Consider the following 14,126-nt stretch of genomic DNA (forward strand, 5'->3'; position numbering starts at 1 on the left):
GTTCTCATGAGTGCTCATGGGGATCGGCGGTCCGTTATCGACGCGCTCTTCGTAGCAGGCCTGTCGTGGGCCGGGTGACCACAGGAGTTCCGTCACCTTACGAGGAGTGCATCATGGCCGAGATCAAGCTCGCCGCAGAGGTCCGTTCCGAGTTCGGCAAGGGCGCTGCCCGCCGTACCCGTCGCGCCGGCCAGGTCCCCGCGGTCGTCTACGGCCACGGCGCCGAGTCCGTCCACATCACGCTGCCGGGCCACGAGCTGCAGCTCGCGCTCCGCACCGCCAACGTCCTGATCGGCCTCGAGATCGACGGCAAGGACGCCCTGGTCATCCCGAAGGCCGTCCAGCGCAACGCCATCAAGGGCAACATCGAGCACGTCGACCTCCTCACCGTGAAGCGCGGCGAGAAGGTCGAGGTCGAGGTCGCGGTGCACGTCGAGGGCGAGCTGGCCCCGGGCGGCAACCTCCTCGAGTACGTGCAGAACACCCTGCTCGTCGAGGCCGAGGCCACCCACATCCCCGAGTCCGTCACGGTCTCGATCGCGGGCCTCGACGCCGGCGACTCGATCCTCGCCAAGGACATCCCGCTGCCGAAGGGCTCCGTGCTCGCCGGTGACGAGGACGCCGTCGTGCTCCAGGTCGTCGCAGCGCAGGTCGAGGAGGCCCCCGCCGAGGAGGCTTCCACCGAGGCCTGATCCTCGCCCCACCTGCTTGACTGACGGGGTGGCGGTTCCCTTCCGGGGATCCGCCGCCCCGTTTTCCTGTCACCCCTGGTCCGTACGCGAGGAGACCGAGCACAGATGTCCGACGTCACCGACCCCTGGCTGATCGTGGGCCTCGGCAACCCCGGCCCCGACTACGCGGCGAACCGGCACAACGTCGGGTTCATGGTCGCCGACCTGCTGGCCGAGCGGATCGGCGGGAAGTTCAAGCGCGCGCAGAAGGCGCAGGCGCAGGTACTGGAGGGCCGGATCGGGCCGCCCGGACCTGCGAGCCGCCGGGTGGTGCTGGCCAAACCGATGTCGTACATGAACCTGTCCGGCGGGCCCGTCACCGCGTTGCGCGACTTCTACAAGGTGCCCACGGACCACATCGTGGCCATCCATGACGAGCTGGACATCGACTTCGGCATGCTGCGGCTGAAGCTGGGCGGCGGTGACAACGGGCACAACGGGCTGAAGTCGATGACGAAGGCCATGGGCCCGGACTACCACCGGGTCCGGTTCGGGATCGGCCGCCCGCCGGGGCGGATGCAGGTCGCCGACTTCGTGCTGAAGGACTTCTCGGGTACGGAGCGCAAGGAGCTGGCCTACCTGGTCGACCGGGCGGCGGACTCGGTGGAGTGCCTGCTGGCGGACGGTCTCGAGCGGGCCCAGTCCACGTACAACTCCTGACATTCCAGCTGGTTCTTGGGCCATTTTCGGCCACAGGTTGACCGAGGGCATGGCTCTGCCCAAAGATCGGCCCCCATGAAGCGGAGTTCCTCCCACCGGCTGCTGGCCCACGGCCGTACGTTCGCCGCGGGCTGCATTGTCCTGCTGCTGCTCGTCGCGGGTGCGTGGTCGTCCTGGAACACCGCGCACCACATCGTCCTGGCCAAGGGCCGCGAGCACGGCACCATGGCCGTCACCGGGTGCGGCGAGGACGTGTGCACGGGGTCGTTCGCACCCGACGCGCAGTCCCAGGACCGGGCCGCCGTGACGATCCAGCGGTCCGTGGCGGTGAAGAAGGGGGATCGCTTCCCCGTCGTGGTGAAGCCCGGCAGCGGTGACGTCGTACGCACCGGGACGCCGGGCTTCCTGCACGCGTGGCTGCCGCTGGGCGGTGCGCTGCTGCTGGCCGCCCTGGTGATCGGCGGCGGCCTGCGGCTGACGCGGACCGCCTGGGGTGCGGCGATCACGGGTGCGGCCCTGCTGACGGCGACGTTCATCGCCCTCTGACGGGGCCGCACCCGCTCACTCCGCGGTAGGGGTCAGCCCGTGTTGCGCAGACCCGCGGCGACACCGTTCACGGTGAGCAGCAGGGCCCGGGCGAGCAGCGGGTCGGGCTCCTCGCCGCGCTCGGCCGCCTGACGCTGGCGGGCCAGCAGCGACACCTGGAGGTAGGAGATCGGGTCCAGGTAGGCGTCGCGGATGGCGAAGGTCTGCTGGAGCACCGGGCTGGTGCCGAGCAGTTCGGTGTTGCCGGTGACCTTGAGGACTTCCTGGACGGTCAGCGCGTGCTCGGCCTCGATGTCGTCGAAGACGTGCTTGAGCTCGTCGGGGACGAGGGTGTCGACGTAGTGCCTGGCGATGCGCAGGTCGGTCTTGGCGAGGGTCATCTCGACGTTGGAGAGGAAGTTCTGGAAGAAGTGCCACTGTTCGTGCATCTCTTCCAGGACGCTGTCCAGACCGGCCTCGCGCAGTGCCTTGAGGCCGGAGCCGACGCCGTACCAGCCGGGCACGATCTGCCGTGACTGGGTCCAGCCGAAGACCCACGGGATGGCGCGGAGGCCGTCGAGCGAGACGCCCGAGCCGGGGCGGCGGGAGGGCCGCGAGCCCAGGTGCAGGTCGGCGAGCTGGTCCACCGGGGTGGAGGCGAGGAAGTACGTCGGCAGGTCGGGGTCCTCGACCAGCTTGCGGTACGCGGCGTGGGCGGCGTCCGAGACGGTGTCCATCGCCGCGTCCCAGCGGGCCAGCGCCTCGTCGGACTGGCGGGGCGCGGTGTGCAGCGCGGAGGCCTGGAGGGTGGCCGCGACGGTCAGTTCCAGGTTCTCCCGGGCGAGCGCCGGGATGAGGTACTTGTCGGAGATGACCTCGCCCTGCTCGGTCACCTTGATCTCGCCCTCCAGCGTGCCCCAGGGCTGCGCGAGGATCGCGTCGTGCGAGGGGCCGCCGCCGCGGCCCACGGTGCCACCGCGGCCGTGGAAGAGGCGGAGGCGCACGCCGTAGCGGTGGGCGACGTCGCGGAGCCGGCGCTGGGCGCGGTGGATCTCCCACTGGGAGGTGGTGATACCGCCGAACTTGGAGGAGTCGGAGTAGCCGAGCATGACCTCCTGGACGTCTCCGCGCAGCGAGACGAGACGGCGGTAGGAGGGGTCGGCGAGCATCTCGTCGAGGATGACGTCGGCGGCGCGGAGCTCGTCGGTGGTCTCCAGGAGCGGCACGATGCCGATCTTGGCCCAGCCGCCGTGCAGGTCGAGGAGTCCGGCCTCGCGGGCGAGGACGGCGGCGGCGAAGACGTCGTCGGCGCCCTGGCACATCGAGATGATGTAGGACTCGATGACTTCGGGGCCGAACCGCTCGAAGGCTTCCTTGATGGTGTGGAAGACGCCGAGGGTCTTCTCGCCCGCGGCGTCGAGCGGGGCCGGGGTCGGGGCGAGCGGGCGGCGGGACCGGAGCTCCTTGGCGAGGAGCTTCTGCCGGTAGTCGCGCGGCATGTCGGCGTAGCGCCAGGACTCCTCGCCGAGGCGGTCGAAGAGCTGGCCGAGTGCGTGGTGGTGGGCGTCGGCGTGCTCGCGCACGTCCATGGTGGCGAGCTGCAGGCCGAACGCGGAGAGCGTGCGGATGGTGCGGTCCATGCGGCCGTCGGCGAACAGGCCGCCCCTGTGCTCGCGCAGCGAGGTCTGGATGAGGGCCAGGTCGGCGATGAGCCCGGCGGTGCCGAGGTAGTCGCAGCCGGGACGGTGCGGGGTGCCGGAGGCCAGCCGCTCGCGGGTGTTGACGAGCTTCTGGCGGATGCAGGTGGCCTTGAGCCGGTAGGGCTCCTCGGCGTTCAGCCGCTTGTAGCGGGGGCTGATCTCCGGCAGGAGCTCCAGGTCGGTCTGGAGCGAGGCGAGGAGCTCGTCGGTGGCTCCGGTGTAGCGGATGGAGTTGGAGAGCAGTCCGCGCAGCTGGTCGACGAGTTCGAGGGCGTCGGTGATGCCGTGCTCGTGCTGGAGGATGAGCACGTTCCAGGTGACGGTGGGCGTCACGTTGGGGTTGCCGTCGCGGTCGCCTCCGATCCAGGTGCCGAAGGTCAGCGGGCGGGTACCCGCGGGCAGTTCGACGCCGACGCGCTCCAGTTCCGCGGCCAGGTCCTCCAGGACGTCGCCCACCGCGTTGGCGTGGAGTTCGTCGAGGTAGTAGATGGCGTTGCGGGCCTCGTCGGCGGGCTCGGGGCGGACGACGCGGAGTTCGTCGGTCTGCCAGATGAGGTCGATGTTCTCGGCCAGGCGGATGTCCTGGCGTCGGCGGTCGGCCTCGATGACGGGGGTGTCGAGGAGCTCGGCGATGCGGCGGAGCTTGTTCAGCACGGAGCGGCGCGCCGCCTCCGTCGGGTGGGCGGTGAAGACCGGCCGTACGTTGAGGTTCTTTACGGTCGCGCGCAGGTGCTCGGGGTCGGCGTCCTTGAGCCGGTCGGCGGTGCGGGCGAGCAGCCCGCCCTCGGCGGCCCGGCGGTCGCGCATCTCGTGGGCGCGGTGGACCTGCTCGGTGACGTTGGCGAGGTGGAAGTACGTGGAGAAGGCGCGCACGAGCTGCGCGGCGGTCTCCAGGTCCGTGTCGCCGAGGAGCTCGGCTGCTGCCTCGCCGTCGGTGCGGGTCAGGGCGCGGACGCGTTCGACGAGGTCGAGGAGGTCCTGGCCCTCCTGGCGTACGAGGGTCTCGCCCAGCAGGTCACCGAGGCGGCGGATGTCGGCCCGCAGTTCGGCTCCGGCGGCAGGGGTCTGGTCGGCACTGCTCACAGTGTGCGGCTCCTTGCAGTGGTTGAGCACTTCTGTCACAGGGGTCCGGGGCTGTCGCGGTGCTGACGTCACCCCCGGGAAAGCAGAGTGCGGACCGCGCTGTCCGACCCACCCAGGATAGGTGTCCTGGAGCCCGGCGTGCTCGTTGCCCTGGGGGGCGGTTCGTCCCGGGGGCACGGTCCTGACGCCGCAAGGGTCGTGACGGCGGCGCTCTCGTACTGCGGGCCTCCCCGCTGACATACTTACGTTGCCGTAGGTTACGGATGCGTAGACCGCTCATTCCGTCACATTTCCTCACCCCACGGGGGGACGCGCCCATGCCCACCAGCCCCGACGTGATCGACGACGGCCTGCCCACGGCGGCAGGCGGCTCCACACCTCCCTCCGCCACGCTCGGCGGCGACAAGAAGCGTTCGATCGAGCAGATCGCGCTGCTGATCTTCATCGTGGTGCCGTTCGCGGCCCTGGTGGCGGCGGTTCCGCTGGCCTGGGGCCGCGGTGTCAGCTGGCTCGACCTGGGCCTGCTGGTCGGCATGTACTACCTCGGATGCCACGGCGTGACCATCGGCTTCCACCGCTACTTCACCCACGGTTCGTTCAAGGCGAAGCGACCGCTCCGCATCGCCCTGGCCGTCGCGGGCTCGATGGCGGTGGAGGGCCCGCTGGTGCGCTGGGTGGCCGACCACCGCAAGCACCACCGGTTCTCCGACGCCGAGGGCGACCCGCATTCGCCGTGGCGGTTCGGCGAGAACCTGCCGGCCCTGCTGAAGGGCCTGTGGTGGGCCCACATCGCCTGGATGTTCAACGAGGAGCAGACGCCGCAGCAGAAGTACGCTCCCGACCTGGTCGAGGACCCCGCGATCCGCGCGATCTCGCGTCACTTCCTCACCTTCACCATCATCTCGCTGGCGATCCCGCCGCTGGTCGGGGGTCTGGTGACGATGTCGTGGTGGGGTGCGTTCACCGCGTTCTTCTGGGGCTCCCTGGTCCGCGTCGCGCTGCTGCACCATGTGACCTGGTCGATCAACTCGATCTGCCACGCGGTCGGCAAGCGCCCCTTCAAGTCCCGTGACAGGTCCGGGAACGTGTGGTGGCTGGCGGTCCTCTCGTGCGGCGAGTCCTGGCACAACCTGCACCACGCGGACCCGACGAGCGCCCGGCACGGGGTGATGCGGGGACAGATCGATTCGAGCGCCCGGCTGATCCGCTGGTTCGAGCAGGCGGGCTGGGCGCACGACGTGCGGTGGCCCGATGCCTCTCGTATCGACTCCCGGCGCAAGCCCGTGGCTGCCGACCCTGCATGATTGACGACGTGGCGACCGACGGAAGCACCAGCGGCGAGAAGAGCAGGCCTGCCCCCACCCGCCGGACCCGGCGGGTCCGGATGACCGGCAAGGAGCGCCGCGAACAGCTGCTGGACATCGGCCGCACCCTGTTCGCCGACAAGGGCTTCGAGGGCACGTCGGTGGAGGAGATCGCGGCACGCGCCGGGGTCTCCAAGCCGGTGGTCTACGAGCACTTCGGGGGCAAGGAGGGCCTGTACGCCGTCGTGGTCGACCGTGAGATGCGCCAACTGCTGGACCTGGTGACCGGCGCGCTCACGGCGGGTCACCCGCGGGAGCTGCTGGAGCAGGCGGCGTTCGCTCTGCTCGACTACATCGAGACGTACACGGACGGCTTCCGGATCCTGGTGCGCGACTCCCCGGTCGCGCAGTCCACGGGTACGTTCGCCTCGCTGATCAGCGATATCGCGACACAGGTCGAGGACATCCTGGGCATGGAGTTCAAGGCCCGGGGCTTCGACCCGAAACTGGCCCCGCTGTACGCGCAGGCCCTGGTCGGCATGGTCGCCCTGACCGGCCAGTGGTGGCTGGACGTCCGCAAGCCCAAGAAGGCGGAGGTCGCGGCTCATCTGGTGAATCTGGCCTGGCACGGGCTGGAGAACCTGGAGTCGAAGCCGCGGCTGATCGGCCACCGCAAGAGCTGACGCCCGGCGCGTCACCCGTTGTGATGACGCCTGCGGATTCGCGGCCGTAGTGTGGTCGGCAGGGCACAGAATCCCGTCCATGGGAGGAACCATGACCGCCGAGCCGATCACCGGGCACAGCAGCCGCTGGCCGGTGCCCCCGCAGGACGGATACACCGTGGACGACCTGTTCACGCTGCCCGATCTCCCGCCGCACACGGAATTGCTCGACGGGAGCCTGATTTTTGTGAGTCCGCAGCGCATTTTTCACAGCCTCATGATCGACCTGCTGACCTACGGGCTGCGCAGCGGTGCGCCCCGCGAGTTGAAGGTCGTGCGCGAGATGACCGTGGTCCTCGACCGCCGCAACGGGCCGGAGCCGGATGTCTCCGTCGTCCGGGCGGAAGCGGTCACCGGCCGGGAGCAGACCCGCTTCGAGGCCGCTGACGTGCTGCTCGCCGTCGAGGTGGTCTCGCCGGACTCCGAGGCCCGGGACCGTGACACCAAGCCCCAGAAGTACGCGGCGGCCGGCATTCCGAACTTCTGGCTGGTCGAGATGGCCGGCAGCGACCGCCGCCCGGTCGTGCGGGTCTACGAGCTGGACCCGGTGAACAAGGCGTACGCCCTGACGGGCATCCACCACGACCGGCTCAAGACCGGGGTCCCGTTCCCCGTCGACGTCGACATCTCGCCGGAAGCCCTCGACCGGCTCTGAGCGCTCACCCGGCAGCCCTGGCCACCGCGAAGATCCGGCGGAACGGGAAGACGGTGCCGAGCGGGCCCGCCGGGTAGGCGTCGCGCAGCAGGGCGCGGTATTCGCCGAGGAAGGCGTCGCGGGCTGCCGGGTCGTCGGCCAGGGCGGTGAGGACCGGGCGCAGGCCGGTGCCCCTGACCCAGTCCAGGACGGGGTCCTCGCCGGGCAGCAGGTGCAGGTAGGTGGTCTCCCAGACGTCCACGGTGCGGCCCGGTGCCGTCAGGAGTTCCAGGTACCGCTCGGGGTCGAGCACCGCGTCCCCGTGGCGCAGCAGGCCGCCGAGGCGGTCCCGCCAGGCCGGGGAGTCCGCCAGCTCGCGCATCAGGGTGTGACTGGGGGCGTCGAAGTTGCCGGGGACCTGGAAGGCGAGGGTGCCTCCGGGCGCGAGGGCGTCGAGCCAGAGGGGAAAGCGGACGGCGTGGCCGGGGACCCACTGGAGCAGGGCGTTGGAGACGATCAGGTCGTACGTCTCGCCGGGTACCCAGGTCACGGCGTCGGCCTCGGCGAAGTCCAGCCGGGCGCCCGCGTGGCCGCGGGCCCTCTCCAGCATCTCCGGGGAGTTGTCGTAACCGGTGACGCGGGCCTGCGGCCAGCGGGCCGCCAGCAGGACGGTGACGTTGCCCGCGCCGCAGCCGAGGTCGGCGATGCGGGGAGCGCCGGGGTGGGGAAGGGGGCCGATCCGGGCCAGGAGGTCGAGGAAGGGCCGGGTGCGGTGGTCCGCGTGGCGCAGGTACTGCTGCGGATCCCAGACGGGTGCGGTCATGGGATCAGGATCGACCCGCATGTATCTTGATGTCAAGACACTTGAATTCAAGAGACTTCATGTCGAGGGACCCTCTACACTGATCGACATGGAGGACGAGGTCGACCGGCTGGTCGCTGCATGGCGCCGAGAGCGCCCCGACCTCGACGTGGAACCACTCGAGGTGCTGAGCCGTGTCTCCCGGCTGGCCCGCCACCTCGACCGGGCCCGCAGGATCGCGTTCGCCGAGCACCACCTCGAGCCCTGGGAGTTCGACGTCCTGACGTCACTGCGCCGCGCGGGCGCCCCCTACCAGCTCTCCCCCGGGCAGCTCCTCACCCAGACGCTGGTCACCTCGGGCACGATGACGAACCGCATCGACCGGCTGACCAAGAAGAACCTCGTCGAGCGGCTGCCCGACCCGAACGACCGCCGCGGCGTGCTCGTACGACTGACTGCGGAGGGCCGCGACAAAGCCGACCAGTCGCTGGCCGGACTCCTCGATCAGGAGCGGGCCATCCTGGGTGAGCTCTCCCACCGGCAGCGGTCCGAACTGGCCGCGCTGCTACGCGAGTTGACCGCCCCGTTCGACAACATCCCCGGCTAGCGGGGCCGGGCCCACCCCGGCCCGCCGGGCCAGCGCCACCGCGGCCAGCGTCGAGTGCACGCCCAGCTTCCCCAGCACGTTCTGCATGTGGGTGCGCACCGTGTGCGGAGACAGGAACAGCCGCTCCGCCACCGCCTTGCGGCCCAGTCCCGCCACCATGCAGCGCAGCACCTCGCGCTCGCGGGGCGTCAGGGACTCGACGAGCTGCTCGCTCTCGGTGCGGTGCTTGCGCGCCGCGGTCAACTCCCGCAGGACCCCGGTCAGCAGTGCGGCCGGCAGGTGCGTCTCGTCCCGCAGCACACCCCGTACGACCGTCAGCAGCCGCTGCAGCGAGCAGTCCTTGGCGACCCAGCCCGACGCCCCGGCCTGCAGCGCCATCGCCGCCCGGCGCGGGTCGTCCTTCTCGGCGAGCACCACCGTACGGATCGTCGGCTGCCCCGCACGCACCCCGGCCACCAGCGAGATGCCGTCCACCGGGGCGTTCCCGTCGGCCACCGCGACGGAGACGGTGCGGGCCCCGCCCGTGGGAAGGATGCCCAGCTCGGCGTCGACCAGCATCACGTCGTAACGGCGCCCCTCGGCGGCCGCGCGCTCCAGACACCGCAGAGCGGCGGGCCCGCTGCCCGCCGCCGACACGTCGACGTCCGGTTCGGCCGCGAGGGCCGCCGCGAGGGACTCGGCAAAGATGCGGTGGTCGTCGACCACGAGAACCCGGATACGAGCCACAGACACCCCCATGCTGCGTGAATTCCTGGGGCGCCCCTGATCGGCCTGCCCCTGCGGGACGGACCACTGCGGATACGACGCCCGGTACGTCAGTGGTGAACCGCCGTCCACGGCCGCCGCCGTCTTCGGCCGTCACCCGTCCCGGGCGTCGTATCCGACTGTCTCGTCCCCTGAATCAGCACCGGCCCCCACCGGTGCTGTGCATCAGCGTACGGCGGGCGGTGAACCGCGGAAGGCAATTCACGGAACTGACTGCCCGCGGTGCTTAGGGTGTGAATCATGTTCCGTCTTGAGACAGAAGCAGACAAGGAACGACGCATTCTGCTGAGCCGGCGGCTGAACGAGGACAACCGGAACGGATCACCGGGGCTACGAGCCCTGCAGTCCACCCCCGCCGAGCACGAACTTCCCCTGGAAGTCTGGCTCCTGGACGGCCGGGGAGCCCTCGCCGGCGGGCTGTCCGGCAGGACCTGGGCCTACTGGCTCCATGTGGATCTGCTCTGGGTGGACGCCCGCCACCGCGGCGCCGGCCTCGGCGCACGGCTGCTCGCCGAGGCGGAGCGCCTCGCCCGCGAGGACCGGGCCTGTACCCGCTCCCGGCTGGAGACCTGGGACTTCCAGGCCCCCGCCTTCTACCGGAAGCAGGGGTACGAGGTGGTCGGCGAGATCGAGGACTATCCGCCCGGCGTGGCCGAGTTCATCCTGGTCAAGCGGCTGGACCGAGCCGCCGGGCCCCCGCCGAAGGCACCGCGGGGAAGACTCCTGGGGTGGCGAAACCAGCCGAAGTGAAGGCCTCGGTCACGGACTTGGCGACCGTGTCCGCCGCCTCCTCCTCCACCAGCACGATCGCCGAACCGCCGAAGCCGCCTCCGGTCATCCTGGCCCCGAGCGCCCCGGCGGCGTTCGCCGAGGCGACCACCAGGTCCAGCTCCGGGCAGGAGACCCGCAGGTCGTCGCGGAGCGAGACGTGCCCCTCGTTGAGCACCGGGCCCGCCGCACGCACCTCGCCCGCGTCGAGCAGCGCGATGACCTGCTCCACCCGGTGGTTGTCGCTCACCACGTGGCGGACGTAGCGCACGACGGACTCGTCCTCGCCCGCCGCCGCCAGCGTGTCGAGCGCGGCGTCCAGACCCTCGTACGGGAGGTCCCGCAGGGTGCCGATGCCCAGGGCACGGGCCCCCGCCTCGCATCCCGCCCGGCGCTCCGCGTACGCGCCGTCGCCCAGGGAGTGCTTGACCCGGGTGTCGACGACCAGCAGCTGCAGTCCGTGCGCGGCCAGGTCGAAGGGGACCTGGCGCTGGGTGAGGTCACGGGTGTCGAGGTACAGCGCGTGTCCCTCGGTGCAGCAGGCCGAGGCCATCTGGTCCATGACCCCGCAGGGCACGCCGACGAACGCGTTCTCGGCGCGCTGGCCGAGCACCGCGAGCTCCGGGGCGCTCAGCCCCAGGGCGAAGAGGTCGTTCAGCGCGAGCGCGGTGACGACCTCCAGGGCGGCGGACGAGGAGAGCCCCGCGCCCACCGGGACGGTGGAGGTGAGCTGGATGTCCGCACCGGTGACGGGGTGGCCCGCGTCCCTCAGCGCCCAGACGACACCGGCCGGGTAGGCCGCCCAGCCGTGCCCCGAGTGCGGGGCCAGCTCGTCCACGCGCAGGGAGACGACGCCGCCCGGTACGTCGGTGGAGTGCAGTCGCAGCACACCGTCGGTGCGACGGGCCACGGCCGCGCGTGCGGTGTGCGGGAGGGCGAGCGGCATGACGAAGCCGTCGTTGAAGTCGGTGTACTCACCGATTAGGTTCACTCGGCCGGGTGCGGCCCAGATTCCCTCGGGCGCGGCCCCGTACAGCTCGGTGAAGGAGGCGGTCAGCTCGGCGTTCTCGGTCATGGCGTGGTGGGTTCCTCTCGGCGGGCGAACGTCCAGGCGTCGGCGACGATTCCGGCCAGGTCGGCGCGGGACGGCTGCCAGCCGAGCCGTTTCCTGGCGGTGGCTGCGGAGGCGACGAGGACGGCGGGGTCGCCGGCCCGTCGGGGGGCGGCGATCTCGGGGACGGCGTGGCCGGTGACCTGCCGGACGGTCTCGATGACCTCCCGCACGGAGAAGCCGTTGCCGTTGCCGAGGTTGCAGATCAGGTGTTCACCGGCGGTGGCCGCGTCCAGTGCCAGCAGATGGGCCTCGGCGAGGTCGGCGACGTGGATGTAGTCGCGTACGCAGGTGCCGTCCGGGGTCGGGTAGTCGTCCCCGTACACGGAGATGGCCTCGCGCCGGCCGAGCGCGACCTCGAGGACCAGCGGGATGAGGTGCGACTCGGGGCTGTGGCGCTCGCCGCAGCTGCCGTAGGCCCCCGCGACGTTGAAGTAGCGCAGCGAGACGGCGGCGAGGCCGTGCGCCGCCGCCTCACCGGTGATCATGTGGTCGACGGCCAGCTTGGTGGCGCCGTACGGGTTGGTGGGCGCGGTCGGGTCGGACTCCGTGATGGGGCTGGAGACCGGCTCGCCGTAGGTGGCCGCCGTGGAGGAGAAGACCAGGTTCCGCACCCCGGCGTCGCGCATGGCGGCGATCAGGGCGGTGGTCCCGCCGACGTTGTTCACCCAGTACTTCTCGGGGTTGACGACGGACTCGCCGACCTGCGAGTACGCGGCGAAGTGCAGGACCCCGTCGTACGAGGAGTCCAGCCATTCGGCGGCGTCCTGGATGCGGCCCTCGATGAACTCGGCGCCGTCCGGGACCCCCTCGCGGAAGCCGGTCGACAGGTCGTCGAGGACGGTCACGGCGTGACCTGCCTCCAGCAGATGTGCGGCGACGACGCTGCCGACGTATCCCGCGCCGCCCGTCACCAGGTACTTCTTACCGGGGTTGCTCACTCGCTCGCTACCTCTCGCAGTCGCTGGGCCGCGGCCTCCGGCGGCACGTCGTTGATGAACACGCTCATGCCGGACTCGGAGCCCGCCAGGAACTTCAGCTTGCCCGGGGTGCGCCGGATGGTGAAAAGCTCCAGGTGCAGCCCGAACTCCTCCCGCCCGGGGACCCCGAACGGAGCCTGGTGCCAGGCCGAGATGTACGGGGTCGGCGGCTCGCCGGGGCCGAAGATCCGGTCGAATCGCCTCAAGAGTTCCAGATAGATCTGTGGGAACTCTGTGCGGGCCGCGTCGTCGAGCTCCCGCAGGTCCGGGACGCGGCGGCGCGGGTGGAGGTGGACCTCGTAGGGCCAGTGCGCCGCGTACGGCACGAACGCCACCCAGTGCTCACCCTCCAGGACCACACGGTCGCCGTCGGCCAGTTCCCGGGCGACGACGTCGTCGAAGAGGTTCCGGCCGGTCTCCGTCCGGTGGGTCTCCGCCGAGCGCATCATCAGCTCGGTGCGCGGTGTGACGAAGGGGTAGCCGTAGATCTGCCCGTGCGGGTGGCCGAGCGTGACGCCGATCTCGGCGCCCCGGTTCTCGAAGCAGAACACCTGGGTGACCTGCGGGAGTTCGGCGAGCTCGGCGGTGCGGTCGGTCCAGGCCTCCAGGACCAGGGCGGCCTGCGCCTCGGTGAGACCGGCGAAGGACACGTCGTGGTCGGAGGTGAAGCAGACGACCTCGCAGCGGCCGGAGTCACCGGCCAGCGAGGGGAAGCGGTTCTCGAAGACGGCGACGTCGTAGTGCGCGTCGGGGATCTCGCTCAGCCGGCCCTCCCGCGAGGGGCAGAGCGGGCACTCGTCGGCCGGCGGATGGTACGTCCGCCCCTGCCGGTGCGAGGCGATGGCCACCGAGTCGCCGAGCAGCGGATCGACGCGGACCTCGGACGACGTCGAAACGGCGTCCAGCGGCCGCAGGTCGACGGCATCGCGGACGATGTCGTCCGCGGAGTCGTAGTAGATCAGCTCCCGGCCGTCGGCGAGGGTCGTGACCGTCTTCTTCACCAGGTTCCTCCATGCCACCCCGTCAAACATAACCGCACATAACAAACCACAAGCCAACACTGGCGTCAATGCCGACGAGCCCGTTGCGCCGCCTGCTCGTCGTCGGCGGAACGGGCTCCATGGCCTTTCCCAGGGCGATCAGGATCGAACAAAGAACGTCAGCCCGATCGCCACGGACCTCACGGGCACCGACGCGATCCCGCTGCGGACGCGGGAACTCCTGCCCGGCCGTGTCCTCGGCGTCGCCGGCACCGGCCCGCCGGTGCGTTCAAAGCACGTGCGGCCACTTCCGGGCAGGTGCGCACGCTTCGGGGTACGGACGACCGCCGCTGTCTCGTCGCCCCCCACGGCGTCCCTCACCGGCGCCCCGCAGCGGCAGCCGCAGAGGAGCCGCTCGGTCGCGCACTACCGGATCACCAAATCGGAGGAAGCCGGACGCCCGCCCCGCGCAGGGGAGTCTCCCCGCCGGCTCGCACGTCCGCCACCGCGGCACTGCTCTCCGACGTCCGGCGGATCATCGGCGGTCTCCTCGTGGCCACGGAGTGATCGTCCTCCTCGGCATCACCCCCGTCCGAGGCCGGCCCGGAGGAGGCCGAGGGCGTCCGCCTCAGCCTCCGGAGGGACCCGGCCATGCCGGCCCCCGGGCTCTCCTCCCGCTCCGGACGAAGCCGCGCCCGGCCCGGATGCCCGACGAGGCCCCCGGTATCCGCGAGAGCTCACACCGCGGACCGCG

General features: G+C 71.0%; 13 protein-coding genes and 1 pseudogene. 8 read left to right on the forward strand and 6 right to left on the reverse strand.

Annotation, left to right across the window (positions count from 1 at the left end):
• Nucleotides 1–113: 113 nt before the first annotated feature.
• From OG927_RS13505 to OG927_RS13515, 3 genes are all read left to right on the forward strand, one after another.
• Nucleotides 114–692, forward strand: coding sequence for a 50S ribosomal protein L25/general stress protein Ctc (locus tag OG927_RS13505; RefSeq protein ID WP_056799127.1), 579 nt, complete (start codon nt 114–116; stop codon nt 690–692).
• A gap of 105 nt (nt 693–797) precedes the next feature.
• Nucleotides 798–1,391 (forward strand): aminoacyl-tRNA hydrolase, encoded by a 594-nt coding sequence (gene pth / locus OG927_RS13510; protein ID WP_209470334.1) that lies wholly within the window; start codon nt 798–800, stop codon nt 1,389–1,391.
• 75 nt (nt 1,392–1,466) lie between these two features.
• Entirely contained in the window at nt 1,467–1,937 is a 471-nt protein-coding gene (locus OG927_RS13515; RefSeq protein ID WP_209470333.1) for a hypothetical protein, read from the forward strand.
• Nucleotides 1,938–1,969: 32 nt separating this feature from the next.
• Here OG927_RS13515 and ppc read toward each other — a convergent pair whose 3' ends face one another.
• The gene (gene ppc, locus OG927_RS13520; protein WP_056799137.1) at nt 1,970–4,699 is read right to left on the reverse strand and encodes a phosphoenolpyruvate carboxylase; all 2,730 of its coding nucleotides are present in this window, start codon (nt 4,697–4,699) and stop codon (nt 1,970–1,972) included.
• A gap of 317 nt (nt 4,700–5,016) precedes the next feature.
• Here ppc and OG927_RS13525 point away from each other — a divergent pair, with 317 nt between their 5' ends.
• From OG927_RS13525 to OG927_RS13535, 3 genes are all read left to right on the forward strand, one after another.
• Complete coding sequence (locus tag OG927_RS13525) at nt 5,017–6,003, forward strand: acyl-CoA desaturase (RefSeq protein WP_056799140.1); 987 nt, start codon at nt 5,017–5,019, stop codon at nt 6,001–6,003.
• Entirely contained in the window at nt 6,000–6,686 is a 687-nt protein-coding gene (locus OG927_RS13530; RefSeq protein ID WP_056799143.1) for a TetR/AcrR family transcriptional regulator, read from the forward strand. The genes OG927_RS13525 and OG927_RS13530 overlap by 4 nt, the downstream gene beginning before the upstream one ends.
• Before the next feature lie 91 nt (nt 6,687–6,777).
• Nucleotides 6,778–7,380, forward strand: coding sequence for a Uma2 family endonuclease (locus tag OG927_RS13535; RefSeq protein WP_209471314.1), 603 nt, complete (start codon nt 6,778–6,780; stop codon nt 7,378–7,380).
• 4 nt (nt 7,381–7,384) lie between these two features.
• Here the strand turns inward: OG927_RS13535 and OG927_RS13540 are convergent, their stop codons facing one another.
• Nucleotides 7,385–8,182 carry a trans-aconitate 2-methyltransferase gene (locus OG927_RS13540; RefSeq protein WP_330320219.1) on the reverse strand — a complete coding sequence of 266 codons (798 nt, stop codon included), beginning with the start codon at nt 8,180–8,182 and terminating at the stop codon, nt 7,385–7,387.
• 88 nt (nt 8,183–8,270) lie between these two features.
• On the opposite strand from OG927_RS13540, the gene OG927_RS13545 reads away from it, so the two are divergent.
• Nucleotides 8,271–8,768 (forward strand): MarR family winged helix-turn-helix transcriptional regulator, encoded by a 498-nt coding sequence (locus OG927_RS13545; protein WP_056799154.1) that lies wholly within the window; start codon nt 8,271–8,273, stop codon nt 8,766–8,768.
• Here the strand turns inward: OG927_RS13545 and OG927_RS13550 are convergent.
• The gene (locus OG927_RS13550) at nt 8,727–9,506 is read right to left on the reverse strand and encodes a response regulator transcription factor (RefSeq protein WP_199862728.1); all 780 of its coding nucleotides are present in this window, start codon (nt 9,504–9,506) and stop codon (nt 8,727–8,729) included. The genes OG927_RS13545 and OG927_RS13550 overlap by 42 nt on opposite strands.
• Before the next feature lie 267 nt (nt 9,507–9,773).
• Between OG927_RS13550 and OG927_RS13555 the strand changes: the two are divergent.
• Nucleotides 9,774–10,211 (forward strand): annotated as a pseudogene (locus OG927_RS13555) (GNAT family N-acetyltransferase); the annotation flags it as partial.
• Here the strand turns inward: OG927_RS13555 and galK are convergent.
• Genes galK through galT form a run of 3 tightly spaced genes read right to left on the reverse strand, consistent with a single transcriptional unit; the run spans nt 10,201 to nt 13,393 of the window.
• Nucleotides 10,201–11,376: a galactokinase gene (gene galK, locus OG927_RS13560; protein ID WP_056799166.1), complete on the reverse strand. Its 1,176-nt coding sequence runs from the start codon at nt 11,374–11,376 to the stop codon at nt 10,201–10,203. The pseudogene OG927_RS13555 and the gene galK overlap by 11 nt on opposite strands.
• On the reverse strand, nt 11,373–12,353 hold the full coding sequence (gene galE / locus OG927_RS13565) for a UDP-glucose 4-epimerase GalE (RefSeq protein ID WP_319100965.1): 981 nt from the start codon (nt 12,351–12,353) through the stop codon (nt 11,373–11,375). The genes galK and galE overlap by 4 nt, the downstream gene beginning before the upstream one ends.
• Nucleotides 12,350–13,393 (reverse strand): galactose-1-phosphate uridylyltransferase, encoded by a 1,044-nt coding sequence (gene galT, locus OG927_RS13570; protein ID WP_124282749.1) that lies wholly within the window; start codon nt 13,391–13,393, stop codon nt 12,350–12,352. Before galT ends, galE begins: the two co-directional genes overlap by 4 nt.
• Nucleotides 13,394–14,126: the final 733 nt, after the last annotated feature.

Origin of the sequence: Streptomyces clavifer, from assembly GCF_036345975.1 — a bacterium.
GTDB classification, from domain to species: domain Bacteria; phylum Actinomycetota; class Actinomycetes; order Streptomycetales; family Streptomycetaceae; genus Streptomyces; species Streptomyces clavifer.

What these genes read in the sequence shown, in the direction of transcription:
- OG927_RS13515 (WP_209470333.1), top strand. Translation starts at nt 1,467, where the DNA reads ATGAAGCGGAGTTCCTCCCACCGGCTGCTGGCCCACGGCCGTACGTTC.
- OG927_RS13525 (WP_056799140.1), top strand. Translation starts at nt 5,017, where the DNA reads ATGCCCACCAGCCCCGACGTGATCGACGACGGCCTGCCCACGGCGGCA.
- OG927_RS13550 (WP_199862728.1), bottom strand. Translation starts at nt 9,506, where the DNA reads ATGGGGGTGTCTGTGGCTCGTATCCGGGTTCTCGTGGTCGACGACCAC.
- OG927_RS13545 (WP_056799154.1), top strand. Translation starts at nt 8,271, where the DNA reads ATGGAGGACGAGGTCGACCGGCTGGTCGCTGCATGGCGCCGAGAGCGC.
- galK (WP_056799166.1), bottom strand. Translation starts at nt 11,376, where the DNA reads ATGACCGAGAACGCCGAGCTGACCGCCTCCTTCACCGAGCTGTACGGG.
- pth (WP_209470334.1), top strand. Translation starts at nt 798, where the DNA reads ATGTCCGACGTCACCGACCCCTGGCTGATCGTGGGCCTCGGCAACCCC.
- OG927_RS13530 (WP_056799143.1), top strand. Translation starts at nt 6,000, where the DNA reads ATGATTGACGACGTGGCGACCGACGGAAGCACCAGCGGCGAGAAGAGC.
- OG927_RS13540 (WP_330320219.1), bottom strand. Translation starts at nt 8,182, where the DNA reads ATGACCGCACCCGTCTGGGATCCGCAGCAGTACCTGCGCCACGCGGAC.
- OG927_RS13535 (WP_209471314.1), top strand. Translation starts at nt 6,778, where the DNA reads ATGACCGCCGAGCCGATCACCGGGCACAGCAGCCGCTGGCCGGTGCCC.
- OG927_RS13505 (WP_056799127.1), top strand. Translation starts at nt 114, where the DNA reads ATGGCCGAGATCAAGCTCGCCGCAGAGGTCCGTTCCGAGTTCGGCAAG.